This window comes from Tabrizicola sp. (assembly GCF_051645465.1).
Taxonomy (GTDB): Bacteria; Pseudomonadota; Alphaproteobacteria; order Rhodobacterales; family Rhodobacteraceae; genus Tabrizicola.
Window position 1 is genome coordinate 1 of the sequence record NZ_JBOFBI010000297.1, and the last position, 19529, is coordinate 19529.

Consider the following 19529-nt stretch of genomic DNA (forward strand, 5'->3'; position numbering starts at 1 on the left):
CGGATGAAACCGGTCACTACGACGGCTCGAATGTCGATCTGGTGATCGAAATCGCTGACGCGCGCGAAGCGCAGCGCAGCTACGAGGCGAACCTCAGGATGTTCGATCAGACGCGTCAGATGACGCAAAGCCTGTTCGAACTTCTGCGCCGATAGAGGAGTTCCAGAATGGATATGAAGACCTCTTTCGTCTCAAAGGCTTACGCCAATGCCCGCACCGCTGCCGCCCCCCAGCCAAAGGCGGGAGAGGGCTTTGCAAAGCTCGCGGGGAATTTCATGGGCGCGCTGCAGGAACATGAGGCGACGGCCCGCAATGCCATGACCGGGGGGGCCGATCCGCATGCGCTGGTGCAGGCACTGGCCTCGTCGCAACTGGCGGTCGAGACGGTCGCGACCGTGCGGGACCGGGTGGTCGAGGCCTATCAGGAGATATTGAGGATGCCGGTATGACCGAGGCGATGATCTTCGACCTTACCCGGCAGGGCCTCTGGATTTGCGTGGTCATCTCGGCGCCGCTTCTGGCCGTGGCGCTGGTTGTCGGCGTTGTGGTAGGCCTCTTCCAGGCCCTGACCTCGGTGCAGGAAATGACGCTGACCTTCGTGCCGAAGGCCGCCGCGATGATCGGCGTCTTCTGGCTGTCGATGAGCTTCATGACCTCGACGCTGGTCTCGTTCTTCACCGAGACGCTCATTCCGCAGATCGCAGGGGGCTAAGACATGGACGCCGCCGGTTACACCACCCTGACCCGCCAGTCAGGCCTGATGCGCGAGATGGGCGTGGTTGCCAACAACATCGCCAACTCCTCGACCACCGGGTTCCGGCGTGAGGGCGTGGTCTTCTCCGAGTTCGTTGCGGCCTTGGGTGAGGACCCCTCGCTGTCGATGGCCCATGCGAGCGGCCGCCATGTGGACCTTTCGCAGGCTACTGTCAGCCCTACCGGGGGCAAGTTCGACTTCGCGATCCAGGGTGACGGGTTCTTCCTGATCGAGACGCCAGAGGGTGAGCGGCTGACCCGCGCGGGCAGCTTCACGCCTTCCGCCGAGGGCGAGCTGGTGACGCCCGATGGCTACCGGCTTCTCGATGCCGGGGGTGCGCCAATTTTCGTGCCGCCCGATGCCAAGGCCGTGGCTATGGCCAGCGACGGGACCTTGTCGGCGAATGGCGAGCCGATTGCTCAGGTCGGCCTCTGGCAGCCCGCCGATCCCCTGGCCCTGCGCCACCAGTCCGGCACGCTCTTTGCGGCTGGCGATCTGGAACCGGCGGAAGGTGCGACGGTCCTGCAGGGGATGCTGGAGGACAGCAATGTGGAGCCTGTGTCCGAGATCGCACGGATGATCGAGGTCCAGCGCGCCTATGAGCTGGGCCAGAAGTTCCTTGATGCCGAGGATGACCGGGTCCGCGGCGTGATCCAGACGCTTGGCCGATAGGAGGACGGGATGAAGGCGCTTCAGATTGCAGCTACGGGCATGGCGGCCCAGCAGATGAAGGTCGATGTTGTGTCGAACAACCTCGCCAACATGTCGACCACTGGCTACAATGCCCGCCGCGCCGACTTTGCGGACCTCACCTATCAGCAGATGGCCCGGCCCGGCAGCGTTTCGGCGGCCGATGGCAGCATGCTGCCCACCGGCGTTCAGATCGGGCTCGGGGTCCGCCCGGCCTCGGTTTCGGTGGTGGCCAGCCAGGGTGCGCTGGAGGCGACGGGGGCCGATCTTGACGTCGCGATCGACGGCAACGGCTACATCGAGGTGCAAATGCCGACCGGGCAGGTTGGCTATACCCGCGACGGCGCGCTGAAGCGGTCGGCTGAGGGGCTGATTGTGACGTCGGACGGATTTCCGGTAGTTCCGGGGATCACCATCCCTTCGGATGCGCGGGGGCTTACGATCAGCCCTTCGGGCGAGGTCTGGGCCAGTTTTGCCGACCGGGTGGACCCGGAGCTCATCGGGCAGCTGACCCTGTCGAGCTTCCCGAACGAAAAGGGGCTGGAGGCGATCGGGTCGAACCTGTTTCTTGAAAGCCCAGCCTCGGGCGCCGCTTTCTCGGGGACACCGGGACAGGAAGGGCTTGGCACCTTGCGGCACGGCTATCTTGAGGGCAGCTCGGTCGACGCCGTGCGCGAGGTGACAGAGCTGATCAAGGCTCAGCGCGGCTATGAGCTGAACGCGAAGGTGATCACCGCGGCGGACCAGATGCTGTCCGCGACGACACAGGTCCGCTGATGTGGCGGGTGGTTCTTGTCGTGGCGCTGGCGCAGCCGGTCAACGCTGAAAGCGTGGTCGCGACCCGGACGATCCGGGCGAAGGCGCTGATTGCGCCCGAAGACCTGACGCTAGTCAGCGCCGAGCTGCCGGGCGCGCTTGGCGATCCGGCCGAGGCCGTGGGTCTTGAAGCGCGCGTCGCGATCTATGCCGGCAAGCCGGTTCGGCCCAGTGATCTGCGCCCGCCGACGCTGGTCGAGCGCAACCAGCTGGTTTCGCTTGTATATCTGTCCGGAGGGCTTGCCATTTCGACCGAGGGCCGGGCGCTTGCCAGCGGGTCGGAAGGCGACCAGGTACGGGTGATGAACCTTGGCTCGCGGAATACGGTGATGGGCCGGATCGGGCCGGATGGGGCGGTTTATGTTGGATGGAACGAGTAAGATGATAATGCGATCTGTTCTGGTGCTGGCCCTGGCGCTGGCCGGTTGCGGCAAGCTTGGTCAGGTGGGCCGTGCGCCCGAGTTCTCGGGGCTTGAAGGCAGCAACCAGCACTATGCGATGTATTCGGCAGCGCTGCCAGACGACCTGCCTCCCGAAACGCCGTCCGATGCCTCGTCGCTTTGGACCGCCGGGACGGACTCGCTTTTCGGCGACCGCAGGGCTGCTCAGCGCGGTGACATCGTGACCGTGGTGATCGAGATCGACGACAGCGCCAGCATCTCGAATTCGACCGGCCGCAATCGGAGCGGCGAGCAGACATCGGGTCTGCCAGAGTTTCTGGGCATCCCGCAGCGGATCGACGAAGGCCTGCCCGACGGCGCCAGCATGGCTGAGGCTTTCGAGATGTCGTCCTCTTCGACCTTCAAGGGATCTGGATCAGTCTCGCGCAAAGAGAAGCTGACGCTTAGGATTGCCGCTACCGTCGTCGAGGAACTGCCGAACGGAGTTCTGCGGATCGAGGGGCAGCAGGAGGTCCGGGTGAACTTCGAGATGCGCGAGCTGATTGTCACCGGATATGTCCGCCCGATCGACATCTCTCGCCAGAACGAGATCACCTATGACAAGATCGCGGGCGCGCGGATCGCCTATGGCGGGCGGGGGCAGATCACCGACATGCAGCAGCCGACCTATGGCCAGCAGGTGGCCGAAATCGTGATGCCGTTCTGATCATGATGGGAAAGCTCCTTCCGATACTCCTGGCTGTGGTCGGGCTTGGCGGCGGGGTCGGCGCGGGGCTGTTTCTGCGACCCGCTGCACCGGCCGCCGAGAATGCCGAAGCCGGTCACGACGGCGACCATGCGGCGGAGCCCGAGCATGCCGAAGCTGAAGAGCATTCGGAGGACGATGACCATGCCGAAAGCGGGCCGGACTACGTGAAGATGAACAACCAGTTTGTCGTCCCGGTCGTCGAGGAGGGCCGTGTCGCCGCCATGGTGGTCCTGTCCCTTTCGCTGGAGGTCGAGGCCGGAAACACCGAGGCGGTCTACCAGCGCGAACCAAAGCTCCGCGATGCTTTCCTGCAGGTTCTTTTCGATCATGCCAATATCGGCGGGTTCTCCGGCTCGTTTACCGACGGATCAAACCTTGTGGTCCTTCGCACCAGCCTGAAAGAGGCGGCGGCGATGATTCTCGGGACCGTGGTGAACGATGTGCTGATCACCGACATCGCCCGGCAGGACAGCTAGACCCCTAACGTCTGTTTGGCGACCGCGCTGCGAGGCCCTGCAATGCCTGCAGGCGACCGAAGGCGGTTCCGGCCTCACCACGGGCCTCGATCCACTCCGCCGTCTGCCGCGAGATGACGAGGTTAAGCTCCGACCGCCGGACATCCGCCCACCGCTGGTAGGCCAGCCCAACCCGTTCCGCCGCGACGGGAGGCAGATCGGCAGGAGCCGAGGCAGCGTTGATCGCCTGCAGCTGCATCCGGCTTTGCTCAACCGCATCGGCGGCCTGGCGTAGGGTTCCAAGCCGATGATCGAGCATCAGCTGTGCAAGGTCGGCAAGCCGGGCAAGATCGCGGGCTTTCGTCATCTTCTGCGCGCCTTCCGTCGCATGGTATCGGCAAAGCGGATGGCGGCCGCGACAGCGCGATACTGCTCGATGCGGATCTCCTGGCCGATCTCGACAGTGGCGTGGATCGCGCGTGCGGTGGGCGGGTCGCGGTGGATCGGGACACCGTGTTCTGCTGCGCGTTCGCGGATCTTGCGGGCGATCTCATCAACACCTTTGGCCACGCAGATCGGCGCACCGCCCTTCTTGCGGTCCCATTTCAGCGCGACGGCATAGTGCGTGGGGTTCACCACCACCACGTCAGCCTGTCCGACATCCGTCAGCATCCGGTTCGTCGCCACCTCTTGTGCCCGCTGGCGTCGGGCCGATTTCAGGTGCGGGTCGCCCTCGCTTTCCTTGAACTCGTCCATCATCTCTTTGCGGGACATGCGGTGGCGCTGCCGGTGGCTGTGGACCTGCCAAAGGTAATCCACCCCGCCAAGCGCAAGCTGGATCAGGAAAAGGATGAACAGGAACTCCAGCGTCAGCCGGGCGAGAAGGGCGCCGGACATTGCCGGGGTCAGGTAGAGGCTGGCGAGAATGTCTTTGAGCCGAGCGGCGAGGAAGAAGTAGAGGATCGCCGAGACGAGGCCGAGCTTTGCCGTGCTTTTCGCGAACTCGACCAGCCCGTCGACCCCGAACTTCTGCTTTGCCGTCTGGATCGGCGAGACGCGTGACAGCTTGGGTGCGAGTTTTGCGGGGGCGAAGACAAGGCCGCGCGTCGCAACAAGAAGGGCAAGGACCAGAACAGGCGAGATCATCAGGAGCGCCAGCGGCGGGGCCGCGAAGGCGAGGAGAATGCCCCCGATCGGGCCGCTTCCGCCGGTTGCGGCAAGGCTCGACAGCCGGTCGGCCTGGTCGAGGAGAACCATGCCAGCCGTCCCGGCGCGTTCGACGACCCAGCTGCCAAGAGCGAACAGCGCCAAAAGGAAACCGCCGACCGCAACGGCAGTCTGCAGATCGACCGCGCGGGGGATATCGCCCTCGCTCCGCGCCTGGTCGAGCTTTTGCTGCGACGCGTCGTGTTCCTTGTCGGCTTCGTCGTCTTCACCCGCGCTCATGGAAGCACCTCGAACGGGCGGGAGAGATGGGCGTTGAAGGCGTCAAGCCAGGCCGCCAGGATCACCGGCGTCGCGACAGCCAGCAAGGCCAGCGCGCCCAGGGTCAGTGCGGGGGCGCCCACCGTCGAGACCATGAGCATCGGCATCGCCCGGTTGATTGCTCCGAGGGCGAGGTTGTAGATCATCGAAGCGATGACGAAAGGTGCGGCCAAGGCAAAGGCCAGGCCAAAGGTCCGGCTGACGAGTGCAAGGCCCCAGTCGGCCCCCGCGCCTGCAGCGGGATAGGCGCCCGCAGGCAGGATGTCGTAGGACAGAAGCACCAGCTCGGCTGCCCGCACATGCAGGCCCGCGACCATGGCGAGCGCGATCCCTGCAACGAGGAACACGTTGCCGATGGCTGGTTGAGGTTCGGGCGCGGCCCCGGCAAAAAGCTGGGAGAGCGTTGTCGCCTGGGCGATGATCGCGGCGGCGGTCTGCAGTGCGAGAACGAAAAGCCGCATCCCGACGCCGAGGATCAGACCTGAAACCGCCTCTCCGCCGAGGGCCATGAATGAGGGCGAGGGTCCACCTTCTGCGATGCGGTCGGCCAGAACGGGGGCAACGACCAGCGTAAAGGCAACGACGGCGGCCAGCTTCACGCGTTGCGGAACGGATGGGTCGCCAAGCCCCGGCATGAGCGCAACGAGAGCGCCGATCCTTACAAATGCCAGTGCGGCGGCCCAGCCGAGGCTCTCGGCGACGTCGAGGAGGCCGGAAAGCTCGGCGATGAGCCCGTTCATGCCGGGACCTGGCCGATCAGGGCTGGGCGCGCGTCGGTGCCGATTTCCTCGTAGGACAGGACAGGCATGTGCAGACCCTTGGCCTGCACGACCGTCCGCAGAAAGCGCCGTCGACCGACCGACGTGACCAAAGCCGGATGGACGCCGCTTTCGGCGGCGCGATTCACCCGTTCGGTCAGGCCATTGGCGAGCCGGGCAAAAAGCTCGGGCGGCAGGGCAATGTCGCGCTGGCCCCGGTCGCCGTCGATCTGGTAGGCCGAGAACGATTTCTCCCACTCGGGGGCCAGCTGGATCAGGGGAACCGAACCGTCGGCACGCTTGAGCTCGGCGACGATCTGGAAGCCAAGCCGCTGCCGGACATGTTCGCAGATCGCTTCCGGCGCCCCGAACTGCCTGCCCTCGGCCAGGGCCTCAAGGATCAGCGGCAGGTTCCGGATCGAGACCCGTTCGTCGAGGAGTAGCCGCAGCACGGCGTGAAGCAAGTCGATCGGCACCTTGTCGGGCAGTAGCTCATCCAGAAGGCGCCGGTTCGCTTCCGCGCGGGCGGGGTCCGACAGCCGGACAAACTCGTCCAGAAGCCGCCGGAGCCCCCGAAGCGTAAGGAGCCGCGAGAGGTTGGCCTTCAGGACCTCCAGAAGGTGGGTCGCTAGGACCTCGGTCGGTGAGACCACGGTCAGACCGGAGAGGGCAGCGTCCTCCTGCTGGTCGGGCAGGACCCAGCGCGCCGGGGCGCCGTAGACCGGCTCCTTCACGTCCAGGCCGTCGGGGGCCGGCACGCCATCGGTCATCAGGACCAGAACCCGGTCGGGATAGAGCCGGTCCGATACCCGCTCGACCCCCTGGAGCCGGATGCGATACTGGCCGGTCGGCAGGGCGACTTCGTCGGTCAGCCGGATTTCCGGCAGGATGAGGCCGAATGTGGTGGCCACATGGTTGCGCATGTTCGCGATGCGGCTGTCGAGGCCGGTCGCCGGGTCAAGCACCATGGCCACCAGGTTCGGCGCGAATTCGATGTGGATGTCGTCGAAGTCGAGCACATCGCCAATGGATCGCGGCTTTACGGGCTCGAGGGTCAGGGCTTCAGGTGTGACGGGCTGCGAGTTGCTGCGTGCCCGCAGGAAAGCGAGCGCCGCAAGCGACAGCGCGGCAAGCATGAAGGGCAGGAACGGCATGCCCGGCACCAGGGCAAAGAGGGCCATCAGGGCCGCAACCGTACCCAAAGCACCGGGGTAGCGGCCAAGCTGGGCGAAGAACGACACATCGACGGCGCCCTTCTGGCTGCCCTTTGCCAAGAGAAGCGCGGCCGCGACCGAAATGATCACTGCCGGAATCTGGCTGACGAGACCATCACCCACGGTCAGGATCGTGTAGGTTTCAAACGCCGTCCCGGCGTCAAGGCCGTGGACGAAAATCCCTACGATCAACCCCACGACGATGTTGAGCCCGGTGATCAGCAGCCCGGCGATCGCGTCGCCCTTCACGAACTTCGATGCACCATCCAGTGAACCGAAGAAGTTTGTCTCCGCAAGCTCCTGCTCGCGCCGCCGCCTCGCCTCGGCATGGTCGATGGCCCCGGCCGACATGTCGGCATCGATCGCAAGCTGCCGCCCCGGCATGCCGTCCAGCGCGAACCGCGCGCCGACCTCGGCCATGCGCCCCGCACCTTTGGTGATGACGATGAAATTGACGATCAGAAGGACGATGAAGATCACAAGCCCAAGGATCAGGTTCCCGCCCATGATGAACTGGGCAAAGCCCTCGATCACATGACCTGCGGCGTCGGTTCCAGTATGGCCTTCGCCAATGATCAGCTTGGTCGACGAGACGTTGAGCGAAAGGCGGAGCAGGAGCGACGCGAGAAGGATCGTTGGAAAGGCCGAGAAGTCGAGCGGGCGGTCGATGAAGAGGGTGACCGTCAGCATGAGGATCGCCAGGGCGAAAGAGACGGCGAGCCCGATGTCCAGCATCCAGGCCGGGACCGGGAGGATCATCATCACGATGACCGCCATCAGACCGAGGGCGAGCAGGATCGTCGGACGAAAGATTGTTCCGAAGGAAAGGCCAGCCGGCATGTTACGGCACCCCGATCAAAGGCGAACCGCCGCCGGTCGTCGGAACCAGCGAGCCATTGCGTCCGGTCGACCCGGCGACGAGAAGGGGGAAGCCGTTCGACCGGACGGGCGCCGGGTGATCGGGCGGAGGCCCACCGGCCAGGTCGGCCAAAACCGTCTCGAACTTGGCCTGATAGGCCTCGGCATATTCCGGCGTTGCCGAATGATAGGCGGCGGCTGCCTTGGCCCAGTCGCCCGTCTCGGCGAAGTGTTGGGCCAGGAACTCGGCGGCATAGGTTGCATTACGGCCGGGATCGAGCATGTCCGCAATCGAGGCGAAGGCGTCGGCATGCCAGCGGTAATTCAGCTGGAAACATCCAAGATCAACGTTGGTCAGTCCCTGATCGAGAACTCCAGCGACATAGTCCTCGGCCTCTTCGAGGCTCTCGAACCACTGGCCCTCACCAGCCGTATTGACCGTCCAGGGCCACGGCCGGTCGCCCCGCCCCGTTTCGACAACGGAAATTGCTAGCAGGACATCAAGGGGAACGCCGCTTTCTCCGGCAGCCTTTGCCGCAGCATCAAGGCACAGAGTCGAGGCATCCTCGCGCGCCAGTACAGGGAAAGGGACGGTGAGGGCGCAAGGGAAAACCAGGCACCAGAGATTCCGCAAGGCTTGCCGTTGGCGCATCTTCCACTCCACCCCGGGGCTTTCTGCCACGGTTGACGGCCAGCCTAGCGGGCGAATCTTTCCGGTCCGTTAGCGCCTTCAGTCGCCAGAGGGTGACGGGACTGCCGCCAGAAGCGCCTCGACTGCCTCGCGCGCCGCTAAGCTGTCTTCGATAACCGCCCCACCTCGGGCGAGCGGGCCTGCGTCGGAGATGGCCGTGGTCGGCGACACGTAGTTGGCCGCCTTTAGCCAACCCGGCGGTGCCGCCGGGTCAAGCTTGGCCCAGTCGCCCTGCCAAAGGCCAAGCCGGACTGCTTCTTCGGCGTTCCCCGCCGCAGAAAGCGCTTCCGCGGCGCTTGCCAAGTCACCAAGCCGAACAAGCGCCTTCGCTCGAACGCCATTCGCCTCAGGATCGGTGAGTCCGGCCAGGAGCTGAACGGCTGTCTGTGCATCCCCACGCTCATGAGCCGCCCTTGCGGCCAGAAGGCGGTGGTCCGGTGGGGCCGCGGGTCCCACGGGTTCGATCCATCTCCGGGCCGCGTCCGGAAAGCCTAGGGCAAACGCGCGCGAGGCTACCGCGAACGCGGTCTCTGGCGTGGTTTCGGGGCGGGGTTCATCGGGGGGCAAAACCGCATGGCGCAGGAAGTCGTCGTCTGTCGCCCGGTCCTGAACGATGTGCCAAAGATCGGCGCTTACAGAGCCTTTCGCGGCCTCCTGACGAAACGCGGTGTCAGTCTGGCCGGAAAGCGCAAAAGCCAGCACCAGAGCGCGGTTGACAGCCTCTCCTTCGGCTGTCCCTTCTGTCTCCCCCTGAACGGCCAGAAGCGCCTCGGCAACCCCGGGATCAATTGGCTCCAGTTTGCGGAAATGCGCTTCGACCAGCGCGATCAAACCCGGTGTACCGCTGCCGTCGAGCGAAACGGCTTCTTCGGCATGGGCCTGTGCAGCGTCGATATCGCCATTGTGCAGGTCTGCGCTGACGTTCATCAGCGCAACCGCAGCCTTGTCGGTATGGGGCGCCCGCTCGACCGCATCCCCGACAACGCGGGCGGCCTCGGCATCACCTTGTGCCAGGAACTTCTCGGCAAGACCTGCGCCAAGGTTCTGCCGGTGGTGCGGCGGGAGCGCGAGAAAGGCACGAAGGACCGCCTCACGGTTCACTTTCCGTCCCGCGGGAAGCCGGTCATGCACCAGTGCAGCCCAGAGGGCAGCGGTGCCTTCACACTCGAGCATTGTCGCGAAGGGCGACTGCGGATCACTCTCTCCGTCGACGATCCGCGCCATGGACAAGTAAAGCGCCAGCTCTTCGGTGACGGCGCCAGCGTCGAGAAGGTGAGCGTGCTGCCGCGCCTCGGCACCAAAGCCGAGGTAAAGGAGCAGGCGGACCGACCGCAACACCGCTTCGGAATCGGCCACGTCAAACTCACCGTAAAGGCCCGACCGGGTTTCCGCCAAGACGTCGTGGGCCGGCTTCGCCTCGGCCCAGGCGGCAAGGTCAAGCTGTTCGTCCGGCGCGCATTCCGACGTTGCTGCGGCGGGTTCCCCAAGCCTGTCCGGGCCGGTGACCAGCACGCCGGGCTGATCACCTATCCGAATGCTGGACCAGGGCAGTTCACCGTGATCCGTACCAGATACCCCACGCGAGTTGCCCGGAAGCTCCATATCGACGACCCCTTCGGCCGCTCCTCGGGCAAGTTGCTCCAGAAGCTGGTCCCGCAGCGGATCGAGGGAAATGCCGTCCGTTGCCAGCGGCAAGGGGAGGCCTTTCGTCGGAGGTCCGGACAAGGGTTCATCGGTCGCCACCAGCCAATCGTAACCGTCTGTCCTAACCGACGCGGCGGGCGCGCCGGGACGTGAGTCCGACGGGACGAAGTCAGCCTCAAACGCAGAGCCTGGAGGCGCTGGCCCCGGCTTGATGTCAAGCACGACCACGCCTGGGCGGTACTCGAACGGAAAGACATGACAGTCGCAGGCAAGGGTCAGAAGAAGTGCGCCGGTCTGGGGGTCGCTTTGCAAGGACTGCAGCCGCGTCTTGGCGATCCGTTGCCAGACGTTCGTAAGGTCATAGGCCGGCTGATCCGCTCCCTCAGCAGCAAAGGCGTAGCCGAGCGGGCTGCGGCCAAGCGTCCAGGCCACCGCCTCGGGCAGCTCGATGACCAGACGGGTGAAGTCACCGTGCTCACCGGAGACCACCCGCGCCGTTTCGGCAGCGATCGGCGTAGCGAGAGCCAGAAGCAGCAGGACCCAGCGGATCATGCAGCCTCCTGCTTGAGGTTGCGCATCGCCTCTTCCAGATCTCCGAACCCGGGGCGGACATGATGCGGGGTGTTCTGACGGCCGACCTCGATGCAGATGTTCGCGGGATGGCGGTGCAGGTTCGCGATCAGCACTTCGCGGATCAGCTGGTAGAAGTGGATGTCATCCTCGACCACAGTCTTCACCCGCGCGGCGAAAGGGCCCATCAGGCCATAGGCCAGGAAGACCCCCAGGAAAGTCCCGACCAGCGCGCCGCCGATCATCTTGCCCAGCACTTCAGGCGGCTGGTCGATCGACCCCATGGTCTTGATCACGCCCAGAACGGCCGCAACGATCCCCAGCGCGGGGAGGGCGTCGGCCACGGTCTGCAGCGCGTGGCTGGAGTGCATCGCGTGGTGCAGCGTCGCCTCCATCCGCTTGTCCAGCACCTCTTCCACCTGATGCGGATCGTCGTAGTTCATCGACGCCGCCCGCAGCGTGTCGCAGATCAGTTCCATCGCCTCATGGTCATGCTGGATGCGGGGGTACTTGCCGATAATCGAGGAGGTGTCCGGCGATTCGACATGCTCTTCCAGCGCGACCGGGTTGGCGCGGGCCAGGCGGATAAGCTCGAACAGAAGGCACAGGAGATCGCGGTAGTCGTCGGTCTTCCATTTCGGGCCTTTGAAGACCTTGCCGATGTCCTTGAGCGTGTGCTTGACCGAGCCCATGTCGTTCGCGATCAGGAAGGCACCGACGGCCGCGCCGCCGATCATGATCATCTCGAACGGCAGGGCCTTGAGGATGATCCCCATCTTGCCCCCGGCAAGGACGTAGCCGCCGAAGACCATGATGAGGATGACGGCGATGCCAACGAAGCCAAGCATTGTGGCGTCCTGTTCCTGGAGTGTCGCAAGCAGTATCCGGGCGGGCGGTTAAGACTCTGTCACCGAAATGCTATTCCTTCGGAACGTTTGCATTTCGCCCAGCGACGATCACGCTGATGCCGTAGGCAGCCTCGGACGACATGCCGGACAGGATCGCGGCAGCCGATTCGGGGGGCATGCGGCCAAGAAAGCCCGCGGCGAATTCAGGCGACATCGTCTCGAACAAGGCCGCTGCATCCTTCGGCTTCATCGCTTGGTAGACTGCCGTCAGCCGGTCGATATCCTCTTCTGCGGCACCATCGGCAAGCGCCAGCGTAGCTTTCAGCTCTGCCTCGACAGCCTTCATCTCCTCCAGCCGCTGCGTGATCGCTGCATCTGCAAGGGCCAGCGCCGCCAGCCGGTCCTTAAGCGACGCCTCCTGCGCTGCAACCCGGTCTTCGCGCAGCGTCAGCGCTGCCGCCAATGCGCTTGGCATCTCGCAGGATGCCGGCGCCACCTCTTCGACATGCGGCTCCGCCTCGTTCTCAGCCTTCGCCAGCGCCGCACCGACGCCGGACCCAAGCCGCAAGGCCCCGGACGACGCGAACAGGATCGCGACGACGAACAGCGCCCCTTGGCCCGCGCGTCGCCGGTTCATTCCGCAGCCTCCAGCGTATCACGATGGGCACGACGGCGAACGAACCGCAGCCGCCGCTCCTCGTCCGGCGGTTCTTGGCCAACCGGCGCGCGTGGCTGCGAAACCGCGGGATCAGGCAGATCGTGCAGCGAGGCCACCAGAAGCTCCAGCTTCCGCGCCACGACCTCGCCCCGGGCCGTCAGCGCATCAAGGCTTTCGGCCGAGCCGCTTGCAGCCCCCCGCGCTTTTTCCAGTGCCACGGTCATGTCGTCGACCTGCGCCGAAAGGACGGCAATCGCGCCACCCATTCCGCTTTCCAGCGTCGTGAACCGCTTCAAGCGCATCGACAGGACGTAGCAGTAGATCGCGGCGCCAAAGGAACCGGCCATCAAAAGGATATCGGCAATCAGGTCCATGTGTGTCCCGCCTAGTTCAGCACGAATTCGGTGATCAGAAGGTCGCGCACCCGGCCCTCGCCCGTGACGACCTGGATGCGGCGCAGCATCTGCGCCCTGAGCCGCGCCATCGCCTGCGGATCCTCGATCGAGGCGGTGTCGATGGCACGAAGATAGCTGTTCAGGACGTCCAGAATGCGGGGGGTCAAAGTGGTGACGTCGTCCGCGGCACTTTTGACCACCTCAAGCTGTGCCGTGAAGCGCAGGTGCTCACTGCCCGAATCGGCGCCAAGAGAGATGACCATCGTCTGCAGCGGCACAAAGGCGATGCCCTGCAGCGGGCCGGGCGCATGCTCTTCCTCGGCATGGTCCCCGCCCGCGCCGCCGCCCAGGATCATTCCGGAAAAGGTGGCGTAGAACCCGCCACCGCCAAGGACCAACGCAAGCACAAGCCCGATCAGAAGCGGCTTCTTCGACCGCTTCTTCGGTTCTGCTTCAACTGTGGCTTCCGCCGTTGCCATGACCGCCCTCCGTTTACCGGGACAGCCCGACCATAGGCCAAAGGTCACTAACCGATTGTTAAGCCGAACCGGCCAAAGGTGAGCGCACGGCAGAACCGCCGGAGCCGGAGACAAGCCTTGCAGAACGTGATCGCCATCTGGTCTTCCCTTGATCTGCGCCGCCGCATCATCGTTGTCGGCGCGACTGTTGCCATGTTTGCGGCGGTCCTCGGGCTTAGCCGAATGGCGGGGCGGCCTGAAATGGGGCTCCTCTACGCGGGCCTGGAACCCGCCGCGGCTGGAGAGGTGGTGACCGCGCTCGATCAGCGCGGGGTGGCCTATGAGATTTCCGGCGATTCGATTTTGGTCGACGTCTCGCAACGCGACAGCCTGCGCATGGCGCTTGCGGCCGAAGGGCTGCCCGCTGCGGGTGGCGGGGGCTATGAGCTCCTCGATTCGCTCTCGGGCTTTGGCACCACATCGCAGATGTTCGACGCGGCCTACTGGCGCGCGAAAGAGGGGGAGATCGCGCGCACGCTCCTCGCGATGCCTGAGGTCAAGGCAGCCCGCGTCCATATCGCAAGCGCCCCGACCCGCGCCTTCCAGCCCGAGACCGAGGCCACCGCCTCTGTCACGCTGACAACGGCCTCCGGTTCACTCAGCGAAGCGCAGGCCAGGGCGATCCGGCATCTGGTGGCAAGCGCGGTCGCGGGGATGAAGCCCGAAGCGGTGCAGATCATCGATACGGTTTCCGGGCTGATCGGCGGGCAGGAGACTGCAGAGTTCAACGCAGGCGATGCGGCAGACCGGGCCGCCGCGATCAAGGGCAGTGTCGAGCGTCTGCTTGCCGCGCGAGTGGGGCCGGGCAAGGCTGTCGTCGAGGTGTCCGTTGACCTGATCTCGGACCGGGAAGCGATTACCGAGCGCCGCTTCGACCCGCAGGGGCGGGTAGCCATTTCGTCGGAGACCACGGAGAGCACCGATTCAAGCACCCAGCCAGGTGGTGAGGTCACGGTGGCCTCGAACTTGCCCGAGGGTGACGCCGACGGCGGCGGACAGGGCAAAAGCCAGTCTTCCGAGACGACGGAGCGGGTGAACTACGAGGTCTCGGAAACCCAGCGCGAGATCCTCCGCACACCCGGCGCGGTGCGGAGGATGACCGTGGCAGTGATGGTCGACGGCGTCGTGACCGTCGGCGCCGATGGCACCCGCAGCTGGACCCCCCGACCGGACGACGAGCTGGCAACCCTGCGTGAGCTGGTCGCCTCCGCGGCGGGCCTGGACGAAGTGCGCGGCGATATCCTGACGCTGAAGTCGCTGGAGTTCCAGGAACTTCCCGCAGCCGAAGGCACCGAGGCCACAGCAAGCCTCTTGCCGCAGATCGGCCGGATCGACGTGATGTCGATGATCCAGACCGGGGTGCTGGCTTTGGTGGTGCTCGTGCTTGGTCTCTTCGTGGTCAGGCCGGTCCTGACCTCTGCGGCCCGGCCTGCACTGGCTGCAGCGCCGCAACCGCTCGCACTGCCACCTGTCGGGGCTTCGGCCACGGTCGCCCTGGATGGCGTCGTCGATGACGGCTTCGACTATGGTTCCTTCGCTGACGTTCGCCGCGCGGGCGGACCTGACAGCGTCGAGGAAGACCCAGCCACCCGCCTGCGCCGCCTGATCGAAGAGCGGCAGAGCGAGTCGATCGAGATCTTGCGGGGCTGGATGGAGCATGAGGAGGAGCGTGCCTGATGCCCATCGTGCGTCTTGAAGTTTTCGACACTGCGCCCGCCCAGGATGGCTCACTCCAGCCGTTGGTCGAGCTGACCGCCGTGGAAGAGGCCAAGGTCTCGTCCTTCGAGCAAGGCTATTCCGCCGGCTGGGACGACGCTGCTGCTGCCCAGCAGGGTGATCAGACCCGCATCCGTGCCGATCTGGCGCGGAACCTGCAGAGCCTCTCCTTCACCTTTCAGGACGCGCGCAGCCATGTCCTGCAATCGATCCGCCCGCTGATGCTTGAGATGATCAACCGCCTGCTGCCCGAAGTTGCTCACGAGGCGCTTGCACCGACCGTGCTGGAAACCCTGATGCCGATTGCCGATGAGCTGTCGGATGCCCCTCTGACGCTAGTCCTGAACCCTGCCGTCCGGTCGCAGGTCGAGGATCTTGTGGCCCAGGCGACCGGGCTGCCGATGGTGATCGAGGAAGAACCCTCGCTGCCCGAGGGCCAGGTCTACATCCGCTTCGGAACCGCTGAGACCAAGGTTGACCTTGCCCAGGTCAGCGCTGACATCGCCGCCGCCGTGCGGGCTTTCTTCAACCTCAACACCTGAGGACGCATCATGGAAGACATCGCCGATACCAATCCCTTCAGCCAGGTTCCGATCGAGGTCACGATCTCGGTCGGCCGGGCGCGGCCCCTGGTGCGTGACCTGCTGCGCCTGTCGAAAGACGCGGTCCTGCAGCTTGACCGCAGGGTCGACGACCCGGTGGAGCTTTATGTGGGCGACCGCCTGATCGCGCGTGGGGAGCTTACGGAGCTGGAGGGGGACAATGCCGGGCAGCTGGCGGTTCGACTGACCGAGGTCGCCAATCTTCGGGGTGGGCTGTGAGGTTCGGGCTTCTCCTAAGTCTGACCCTGGTCTTGCTGGCCGGGCCGGCGCTGGCGCAGGAGATGTCGATCGACTTCGGGGGTGGCGGGGAGTCGCTGTCGCTGCGGTCGGTTCAACTGCTCCTTCTCGTCACCGTCCTCAGCATCGTGCCGGGGCTGGCGGTGATGGTGACTTGTTTCCCCTTCATCGTCACCGTGCTCTCGATCCTGCGGCAGGCCATCGGGCTGCAGCAGGCGCCGCCGAACATGCTGATCATCAGCCTCTCGCTGTTCCTGACCTGGTACGTGATGGACCCCGTCTTCACCCAGGCCTGGACCACCGGGATCGAACCCATGACGAACGGGCAGATGGAGGTCGGGCCCGGACTTCAGGCTGCGATCCTGCCGTTCCGCGAGTTCATGGCGCTGCGGGTCGATCCGGAGACCTTGCAGACGCTTGCCGACCTGCGGCCTGCGGACCCGGTCCCGGCGGCTGAGGCCCCGCTGTCGCTGCTGGTGCCGTCGTTCCTGCTGTCGGAAATCCAGCGGGCGTTCGAGATCGGGTTCATGATCTTCCTGCCGTTCCTGATCATCGACCTTGTAGTGGCTGCGATCCTGATGTCGATGGGGATGATGATGGTGCCGCCTGCGGTCGTGGCGCTGCCGTTCAAGCTGATCTTCTTCGTGGTGGCGGACGGGTGGGCACTGATTTCGGGGGCGCTGGTCAGGAGCTACTTCTGACCCGGTCCGGGAAGTGGGCACAGTGCGCAGGACTTTCGGTCAAATGATTTCAGATACTTAACTGGTATCCGTTCAGGATTGCTTAACTTTTGGCCCCTCGGACGATGCTTGCTTTCGCCCCGGTTCCGGCGCGGTCAAGGCTTGGTCAGGAGCGGCGGCGTGGTCTTGCACATCCGCCACTGCGGTCCACCAGCCGGGGTCCGCGGCTCGGATCGTGCGTTCCGCTACGGTGGCTTCAGCGAGGGTTGCGAAAAGGCCGAAGTGGGTGCCACCTGATCCGGACATCCGTGCCAGAAGACAGCCGGGAACGGCCTCCAAAGCCGACTGCGCCTGACCCAGAACCGGCGCAATGGTGCGCGCCGCCGGGACCATATCGTTCCTGGTGTGACCTTCAAGCCAGGCTGCGAAATCGGCAGCTGATCGCAAGGCGGCAGACGGAACTTCAGGCAGGCCAGGGTTCTGCCGCGAGGCGAGCCCGGCGAAGACTTGCGACGTCGGCACGGGCACGCGGGGATTGACCAGAAGGCAGGCGAGCGGCGGCAACTGAGGCAAGGGGGAAAGGGCTTCGCCAACACCCCGCATCCTTACTGCGTGCCCAGCGAGGCAAACCGGAACATCGGCCCCCAGGGCCAGGACCGCCGCCGGGTCTGGCAGCGGCCGCCCGGTCAGGCGCGCCAAAGCCCGAAGCGTCGCGGCGGCATCGGCAGAGCCACCGCCGATCCCGGATGCGATCGGAAGCGCTTTCCAGAGGGTCAGGTGGGCATCGGCAACGCCCATCGCCCGCGCGGCCCGAAGGACGAGATTGTCTTCGCCCGCATCCAGCCCAGCAGCCCCGGGCCCGATGATTTCCAGCGTCAGACCCTGTCCTCGGGTCGCAGTGACCTCATCCCCGACCCCGGCAAACACCACCAGACTGTCAAGAAGGTGGTAGCCGTCGGTGCGGCGGCCGGTGACGTGGAGGCAGAGGTTGATCTTGGCAGGCGCGAATTCGGTGATCGCGTCAGTTGCCATTCTCGGCAGCCTCGACCGGAGCCTTGGCCGTGCCTTCCTCGGCCATCACGGCATCAAGCCCAAGGTCGATCTTGCGGCGGATGCGTTCGGCGTCCTTCTCGGTCGGCTCGAACGACAGCGCCCGGTGCCACTGGAAGCGCGCTTCAAGCTTGCGCCCGACCATCCAGTAGACGTCGCCCAGGTGGTCGGTCACGATCGGATCGACCGGCTCCAGCAGCGACGCGCGTTCCATCGGTTCCAGCGCCTCTTCGTAGCGGCCAAGCTTGAACAAGGCCCAGGCCAGGCTGTCGATGATGTAGCCCTCATCCGGATCGCCGACCACGGCCTTTTCGATCATCCCCAAGGCTTCGTCGAGCTTCTCGCCGCGATCCACAAGGCCGTAGCCGAGGTAGTTCAGGACCTGCGGCTGGGTCGGATTTAGTTCCAGCGCGCGGCGGAAGTCGGCCTCGGCTGGGGGCCAGTCCTTCGACTGTTCGTGACAGATGCCACGGTAGAAGAAGAGGACCCAGTCGTCTTCAGTCACCTCGCCGCGAAGGTCGATTGCGGCGGTATAGGCGACTTCGGCCTCGTCGAAGCGTTCTTCCATCCGCAGCATGTCGCCAAGCGCGAACTGTACGCCCAAGAGATCGCCATGCGACCGGGCGAGTGTCTGCAGCGTCTCGATCGCGGCGTCCGTCTTGCCTTGCGACCGCAAAGCGCCCGCCCGGCCGATTTCGGCCGTGACGAACGAGGGGTCTTCGGGCGGGAAGGTCGCGTAGGTCTCGGCGGCAAGCTCGTGCTGGCCGAGCTCTTCCAGGACATCCGCGGTGAGGAGGAGCGCGTCGGAGTGATCGGGCTTCAGGAACCCCGCAACGCGAAGGTGCAGAAGCGTATAGACCGCGTCAGCCTCGCCGTTCAGGGCGGTCGAGATCGAGAAGAAGACCTCGGCGATGCCGTCCCGGGCCGACTTTACCGTATCGAAGGGGATCGGCTCACCGGCTTGCAGACGCTTGCGCACGACATCGACGATCGGATCGGGGCCAGTGCCGAACGACCTTTCCAGCAGTGCCAGCGCGTCGGGATTCCGTTCCAGCTGGCTGAGGATCTGCGCGTGGGCGAAGACGCCGCGCCGCATGACATAGATCGGCCCGGCAGCACGACCCGAGAGGATTTCGTCGGCTCCTTCAAAATCGCCGACCGAGGCCAGAGCCAGGGCTTTGTGATAGAAGCCGAACGCCTCATAGCCCTTGGTCTTGGTCACGGCGTCAAAGGCTTCCAGCGCCTCGGACATTTTGCCCTCACCGACCTTGGCCCAGGCCGCGACCAGCGCATTGGCCAGATCGCCGACATCGCGCCCGGCTTCGGCCGCAACGGTCAGGGCTGCGTAGTCCTCACGCTTGGCCTCGTCGGCGAGCAGAACAAGCTCGGCCAGCTGGCTGGGTTCGCCGCCCAGGTCTTTCCGCATGCGCGCCGCATCGGTTGCCAGCGTGAAGTCACCGATCCCAAGCTCGGCAAGCATGGCGCCTTCCAGGAGCTGCGGATTGCCGGCATCGGCGATGATCGCCTTGCCGTACCAGCCCGAGGCCGCGCGGAAATCGTTCTGCGACTCGGCGACCCGCGCGGCAAGATAGGCGCCGGTGTCGACGTCATCCTCGGCCTGAAGCGGCGTGCCGAGCACGGCTGCCAGCAAAAGCGCGGTGAGGGTACGGGAAACGACGTGCGGCATGGGCCTCTCCTCAACGGTCGGCGCCAAGGGTAGCCCGGCGCGAGGTGTCGTGCA

General features: G+C 65.3%; 24 protein-coding genes. 12 read left to right on the top strand and 12 right to left on the bottom strand.

Annotated elements, in window-relative coordinates:
- The 8 genes from ACRCSW_RS18925 to ACRCSW_RS18960 all read left to right on the top strand — a co-directional run.
- Nucleotides 1–155, top strand: a 155-nt coding sequence (locus ACRCSW_RS18925) for a flagellar basal body rod C-terminal domain-containing protein (protein ID WP_438707232.1), incomplete at its 5' end; no start/stop codon positions are given.
- A 12-nt stretch (nucleotides 156–167) separates the two neighbouring features.
- Entirely contained in the window at nucleotides 168–449 is a 282-nt protein-coding gene (fliE, locus tag ACRCSW_RS18930) for a flagellar hook-basal body complex protein FliE (protein ID WP_438707206.1), read from the top strand.
- Entirely contained in the window at nucleotides 446–712 is a 267-nt protein-coding gene (locus ACRCSW_RS18935; RefSeq protein WP_438707207.1) for a flagellar biosynthetic protein FliQ, read from the top strand. The genes fliE and ACRCSW_RS18935 overlap by 4 nt, the downstream gene beginning before the upstream one ends.
- Nucleotides 713–715: 3 nt before the next feature.
- On the top strand, nucleotides 716–1426 hold the full coding sequence (locus ACRCSW_RS18940; RefSeq protein ID WP_438707208.1) for a flagellar hook-basal body complex protein: 711 nt from the start codon (nucleotides 716–718) through the stop codon (nucleotides 1424–1426).
- Nucleotides 1427–1435: 9 nt separating this feature from the next.
- Complete coding sequence (gene flgG, locus ACRCSW_RS18945) at nucleotides 1436–2221, top strand: flagellar basal-body rod protein FlgG (protein WP_438707209.1); 786 nt, start codon at nucleotides 1436–1438, stop codon at nucleotides 2219–2221.
- Complete coding sequence (flgA, locus tag ACRCSW_RS18950) at nucleotides 2221–2640, top strand: flagellar basal body P-ring formation chaperone FlgA (RefSeq protein ID WP_438707210.1); 420 nt, start codon at nucleotides 2221–2223, stop codon at nucleotides 2638–2640. The genes flgG and flgA overlap by 1 nt, the downstream gene beginning before the upstream one ends.
- Nucleotides 2641–2647: 7 nt before the next feature.
- Nucleotides 2648–3367 carry a flagellar basal body L-ring protein FlgH gene (gene flgH / locus ACRCSW_RS18955; protein ID WP_438707233.1) on the top strand — a complete coding sequence of 240 codons (720 nt, stop codon included), beginning with the start codon at nucleotides 2648–2650 and terminating at the stop codon, nucleotides 3365–3367.
- A gap of 2 nt (nucleotides 3368–3369) precedes the next feature.
- Nucleotides 3370–3885, top strand: a complete 516-nt coding sequence (locus ACRCSW_RS18960) for a flagellar basal body-associated FliL family protein (protein WP_438707211.1) — start codon at nucleotides 3370–3372, stop codon at nucleotides 3883–3885.
- Between the two features lie 4 nt (nucleotides 3886–3889).
- Here ACRCSW_RS18960 and ACRCSW_RS18965 read toward each other — a convergent pair whose 3' ends face one another.
- The 10 genes from ACRCSW_RS18965 to ACRCSW_RS19010 form a co-directional block, all read right to left on the bottom strand.
- A complete protein-coding gene (locus ACRCSW_RS18965; protein WP_438707212.1) occupies nucleotides 3890–4231 on the bottom strand; it encodes a hypothetical protein in 342 nt (113 codons plus the stop codon).
- Nucleotides 4228–5310, bottom strand: a complete 1083-nt coding sequence (locus tag ACRCSW_RS18970; RefSeq protein WP_438707213.1) for an EscU/YscU/HrcU family type III secretion system export apparatus switch protein — start codon at nucleotides 5308–5310, stop codon at nucleotides 4228–4230. Before ACRCSW_RS18970 ends, ACRCSW_RS18965 begins: the two co-directional genes overlap by 4 nt.
- Nucleotides 5307–6089, bottom strand: a complete 783-nt coding sequence (locus ACRCSW_RS18975) for a flagellar biosynthetic protein FliR (protein WP_438707214.1) — start codon at nucleotides 6087–6089, stop codon at nucleotides 5307–5309. Before ACRCSW_RS18975 ends, ACRCSW_RS18970 begins: the two co-directional genes overlap by 4 nt.
- Nucleotides 6086–8161 (bottom strand): flagellar biosynthesis protein FlhA, encoded by a 2076-nt coding sequence (flhA, locus tag ACRCSW_RS18980; RefSeq protein ID WP_438707215.1) that lies wholly within the window; start codon nucleotides 8159–8161, stop codon nucleotides 6086–6088. Before flhA ends, ACRCSW_RS18975 begins: the two co-directional genes overlap by 4 nt.
- Nucleotide 8162: 1 nt before the next feature.
- Nucleotides 8163–8831: a transglycosylase SLT domain-containing protein gene (locus ACRCSW_RS18985; protein WP_438707216.1), complete on the bottom strand. Its 669-nt coding sequence runs from the start codon at nucleotides 8829–8831 to the stop codon at nucleotides 8163–8165.
- 78 nt (nucleotides 8832–8909) lie between these two features.
- The gene (locus tag ACRCSW_RS18990) at nucleotides 8910–11066 is read right to left on the bottom strand and encodes a hypothetical protein (protein ID WP_438707217.1); all 2157 of its coding nucleotides are present in this window, start codon (nucleotides 11064–11066) and stop codon (nucleotides 8910–8912) included.
- Nucleotides 11063–11932 (bottom strand): flagellar motor stator protein MotA, encoded by an 870-nt coding sequence (motA, locus tag ACRCSW_RS18995; protein WP_438707218.1) that lies wholly within the window; start codon nucleotides 11930–11932, stop codon nucleotides 11063–11065. The genes ACRCSW_RS18990 and motA overlap by 4 nt, the downstream gene beginning before the upstream one ends.
- A 70-nt stretch (nucleotides 11933–12002) precedes the next feature.
- Complete coding sequence (locus tag ACRCSW_RS19000) at nucleotides 12003–12569, bottom strand: MotE family protein (protein ID WP_438707219.1); 567 nt, start codon at nucleotides 12567–12569, stop codon at nucleotides 12003–12005.
- Nucleotides 12566–12964 (bottom strand): hypothetical protein, encoded by a 399-nt coding sequence (locus tag ACRCSW_RS19005; RefSeq protein WP_438707220.1) that lies wholly within the window; start codon nucleotides 12962–12964, stop codon nucleotides 12566–12568. The genes ACRCSW_RS19000 and ACRCSW_RS19005 overlap by 4 nt, the downstream gene beginning before the upstream one ends.
- A gap of 11 nt (nucleotides 12965–12975) precedes the next feature.
- Nucleotides 12976–13464 carry a flagellar basal body-associated FliL family protein gene (locus tag ACRCSW_RS19010; RefSeq protein ID WP_438707221.1) on the bottom strand — a complete coding sequence of 163 codons (489 nt, stop codon included), beginning with the start codon at nucleotides 13462–13464 and terminating at the stop codon, nucleotides 12976–12978.
- Between the two features lie 117 nt (nucleotides 13465–13581).
- Here ACRCSW_RS19010 and fliF point away from each other — a divergent pair, with 117 nt between their 5' ends.
- The 4 genes from fliF (at nucleotide 13582) to fliP (ending at nucleotide 16759) form a co-directional block, all read left to right on the top strand.
- Nucleotides 13582–15180: a flagellar basal-body MS-ring/collar protein FliF gene (gene fliF / locus ACRCSW_RS19015; protein ID WP_438707222.1), complete on the top strand. Its 1599-nt coding sequence runs from the start codon at nucleotides 13582–13584 to the stop codon at nucleotides 15178–15180.
- Entirely contained in the window at nucleotides 15180–15761 is a 582-nt protein-coding gene (locus tag ACRCSW_RS19020; RefSeq protein WP_438707223.1) for a flagellar biosynthesis protein, read from the top strand. The genes fliF and ACRCSW_RS19020 overlap by 1 nt, the downstream gene beginning before the upstream one ends.
- 9 nt (nucleotides 15762–15770) lie before the next feature.
- On the top strand, nucleotides 15771–16040 hold the full coding sequence (locus ACRCSW_RS19025) for a FliM/FliN family flagellar motor switch protein (protein ID WP_333816075.1): 270 nt from the start codon (nucleotides 15771–15773) through the stop codon (nucleotides 16038–16040).
- Nucleotides 16041–16102: 62 nt separating this feature from the next.
- Nucleotides 16103–16759 carry a flagellar type III secretion system pore protein FliP gene (fliP, locus tag ACRCSW_RS19030; RefSeq protein ID WP_438707234.1) on the top strand — a complete coding sequence of 219 codons (657 nt, stop codon included), beginning with the start codon at nucleotides 16103–16105 and terminating at the stop codon, nucleotides 16757–16759.
- Between the two features lie 72 nt (nucleotides 16760–16831).
- On the opposite strand, the gene ACRCSW_RS19035 is transcribed toward fliP, so the two are convergent.
- A complete protein-coding gene (locus ACRCSW_RS19035) occupies nucleotides 16832–17770 on the bottom strand; it encodes a 4-(cytidine 5'-diphospho)-2-C-methyl-D-erythritol kinase (RefSeq protein WP_438707224.1) in 939 nt (312 codons plus the stop codon).
- Nucleotides 17760–19475 carry a tetratricopeptide repeat protein gene (locus ACRCSW_RS19040; protein ID WP_438707225.1) on the bottom strand — a complete coding sequence of 572 codons (1716 nt, stop codon included), beginning with the start codon at nucleotides 19473–19475 and terminating at the stop codon, nucleotides 17760–17762. The genes ACRCSW_RS19035 and ACRCSW_RS19040 overlap by 11 nt, the downstream gene beginning before the upstream one ends.
- Between the last annotated feature and the right edge of the window lie 54 nt (nucleotides 19476–19529).

What these genes read in the sequence shown, in the direction of transcription:
- fliE (WP_438707206.1), top strand. Translation starts at nt 168, where the DNA reads ATGGATATGAAGACCTCTTTCGTCTCAAAGGCTTACGCCAATGCCCGC.
- ACRCSW_RS18935 (WP_438707207.1), top strand. Translation starts at nt 446, where the DNA reads ATGACCGAGGCGATGATCTTCGACCTTACCCGGCAGGGCCTCTGGATT.
- ACRCSW_RS18940 (WP_438707208.1), top strand. Translation starts at nt 716, where the DNA reads ATGGACGCCGCCGGTTACACCACCCTGACCCGCCAGTCAGGCCTGATG.
- flgG (WP_438707209.1), top strand. Translation starts at nt 1,436, where the DNA reads ATGAAGGCGCTTCAGATTGCAGCTACGGGCATGGCGGCCCAGCAGATG.
- flgA (WP_438707210.1), top strand. Translation starts at nt 2,221, where the DNA reads ATGTGGCGGGTGGTTCTTGTCGTGGCGCTGGCGCAGCCGGTCAACGCT.
- flgH (WP_438707233.1), top strand. Translation starts at nt 2,648, where the DNA reads ATGCGATCTGTTCTGGTGCTGGCCCTGGCGCTGGCCGGTTGCGGCAAG.
- ACRCSW_RS18960 (WP_438707211.1), top strand. Translation starts at nt 3,370, where the DNA reads ATGATGGGAAAGCTCCTTCCGATACTCCTGGCTGTGGTCGGGCTTGGC.
- ACRCSW_RS18965 (WP_438707212.1), bottom strand. Translation starts at nt 4,231, where the DNA reads ATGACGAAAGCCCGCGATCTTGCCCGGCTTGCCGACCTTGCACAGCTG.
- ACRCSW_RS18970 (WP_438707213.1), bottom strand. Translation starts at nt 5,310, where the DNA reads ATGAGCGCGGGTGAAGACGACGAAGCCGACAAGGAACACGACGCGTCG.
- ACRCSW_RS18975 (WP_438707214.1), bottom strand. Translation starts at nt 6,089, where the DNA reads ATGAACGGGCTCATCGCCGAGCTTTCCGGCCTCCTCGACGTCGCCGAG.
- flhA (WP_438707215.1), bottom strand. Translation starts at nt 8,161, where the DNA reads ATGCCGGCTGGCCTTTCCTTCGGAACAATCTTTCGTCCGACGATCCTG.
- ACRCSW_RS18985 (WP_438707216.1), bottom strand. Translation starts at nt 8,831, where the DNA reads ATGCGCCAACGGCAAGCCTTGCGGAATCTCTGGTGCCTGGTTTTCCCT.
- ACRCSW_RS18990 (WP_438707217.1), bottom strand. Translation starts at nt 11,066, where the DNA reads ATGATCCGCTGGGTCCTGCTGCTTCTGGCTCTCGCTACGCCGATCGCT.
- motA (WP_438707218.1), bottom strand. Translation starts at nt 11,932, where the DNA reads ATGCTTGGCTTCGTTGGCATCGCCGTCATCCTCATCATGGTCTTCGGC.
- ACRCSW_RS19000 (WP_438707219.1), bottom strand. Translation starts at nt 12,569, where the DNA reads ATGAACCGGCGACGCGCGGGCCAAGGGGCGCTGTTCGTCGTCGCGATC.
- ACRCSW_RS19005 (WP_438707220.1), bottom strand. Translation starts at nt 12,964, where the DNA reads ATGGACCTGATTGCCGATATCCTTTTGATGGCCGGTTCCTTTGGCGCC.
- ACRCSW_RS19010 (WP_438707221.1), bottom strand. Translation starts at nt 13,464, where the DNA reads ATGGCAACGGCGGAAGCCACAGTTGAAGCAGAACCGAAGAAGCGGTCG.
- ACRCSW_RS19020 (WP_438707223.1), top strand. Translation starts at nt 15,180, where the DNA reads ATGCCCATCGTGCGTCTTGAAGTTTTCGACACTGCGCCCGCCCAGGAT.
- ACRCSW_RS19025 (WP_333816075.1), top strand. Translation starts at nt 15,771, where the DNA reads ATGGAAGACATCGCCGATACCAATCCCTTCAGCCAGGTTCCGATCGAG.
- fliP (WP_438707234.1), top strand. Translation starts at nt 16,103, where the DNA reads ATGTCGATCGACTTCGGGGGTGGCGGGGAGTCGCTGTCGCTGCGGTCG.
- ACRCSW_RS19035 (WP_438707224.1), bottom strand. Translation starts at nt 17,770, where the DNA reads ATGGCAACTGACGCGATCACCGAATTCGCGCCTGCCAAGATCAACCTC.
- ACRCSW_RS19040 (WP_438707225.1), bottom strand. Translation starts at nt 19,475, where the DNA reads ATGCCGCACGTCGTTTCCCGTACCCTCACCGCGCTTTTGCTGGCAGCC.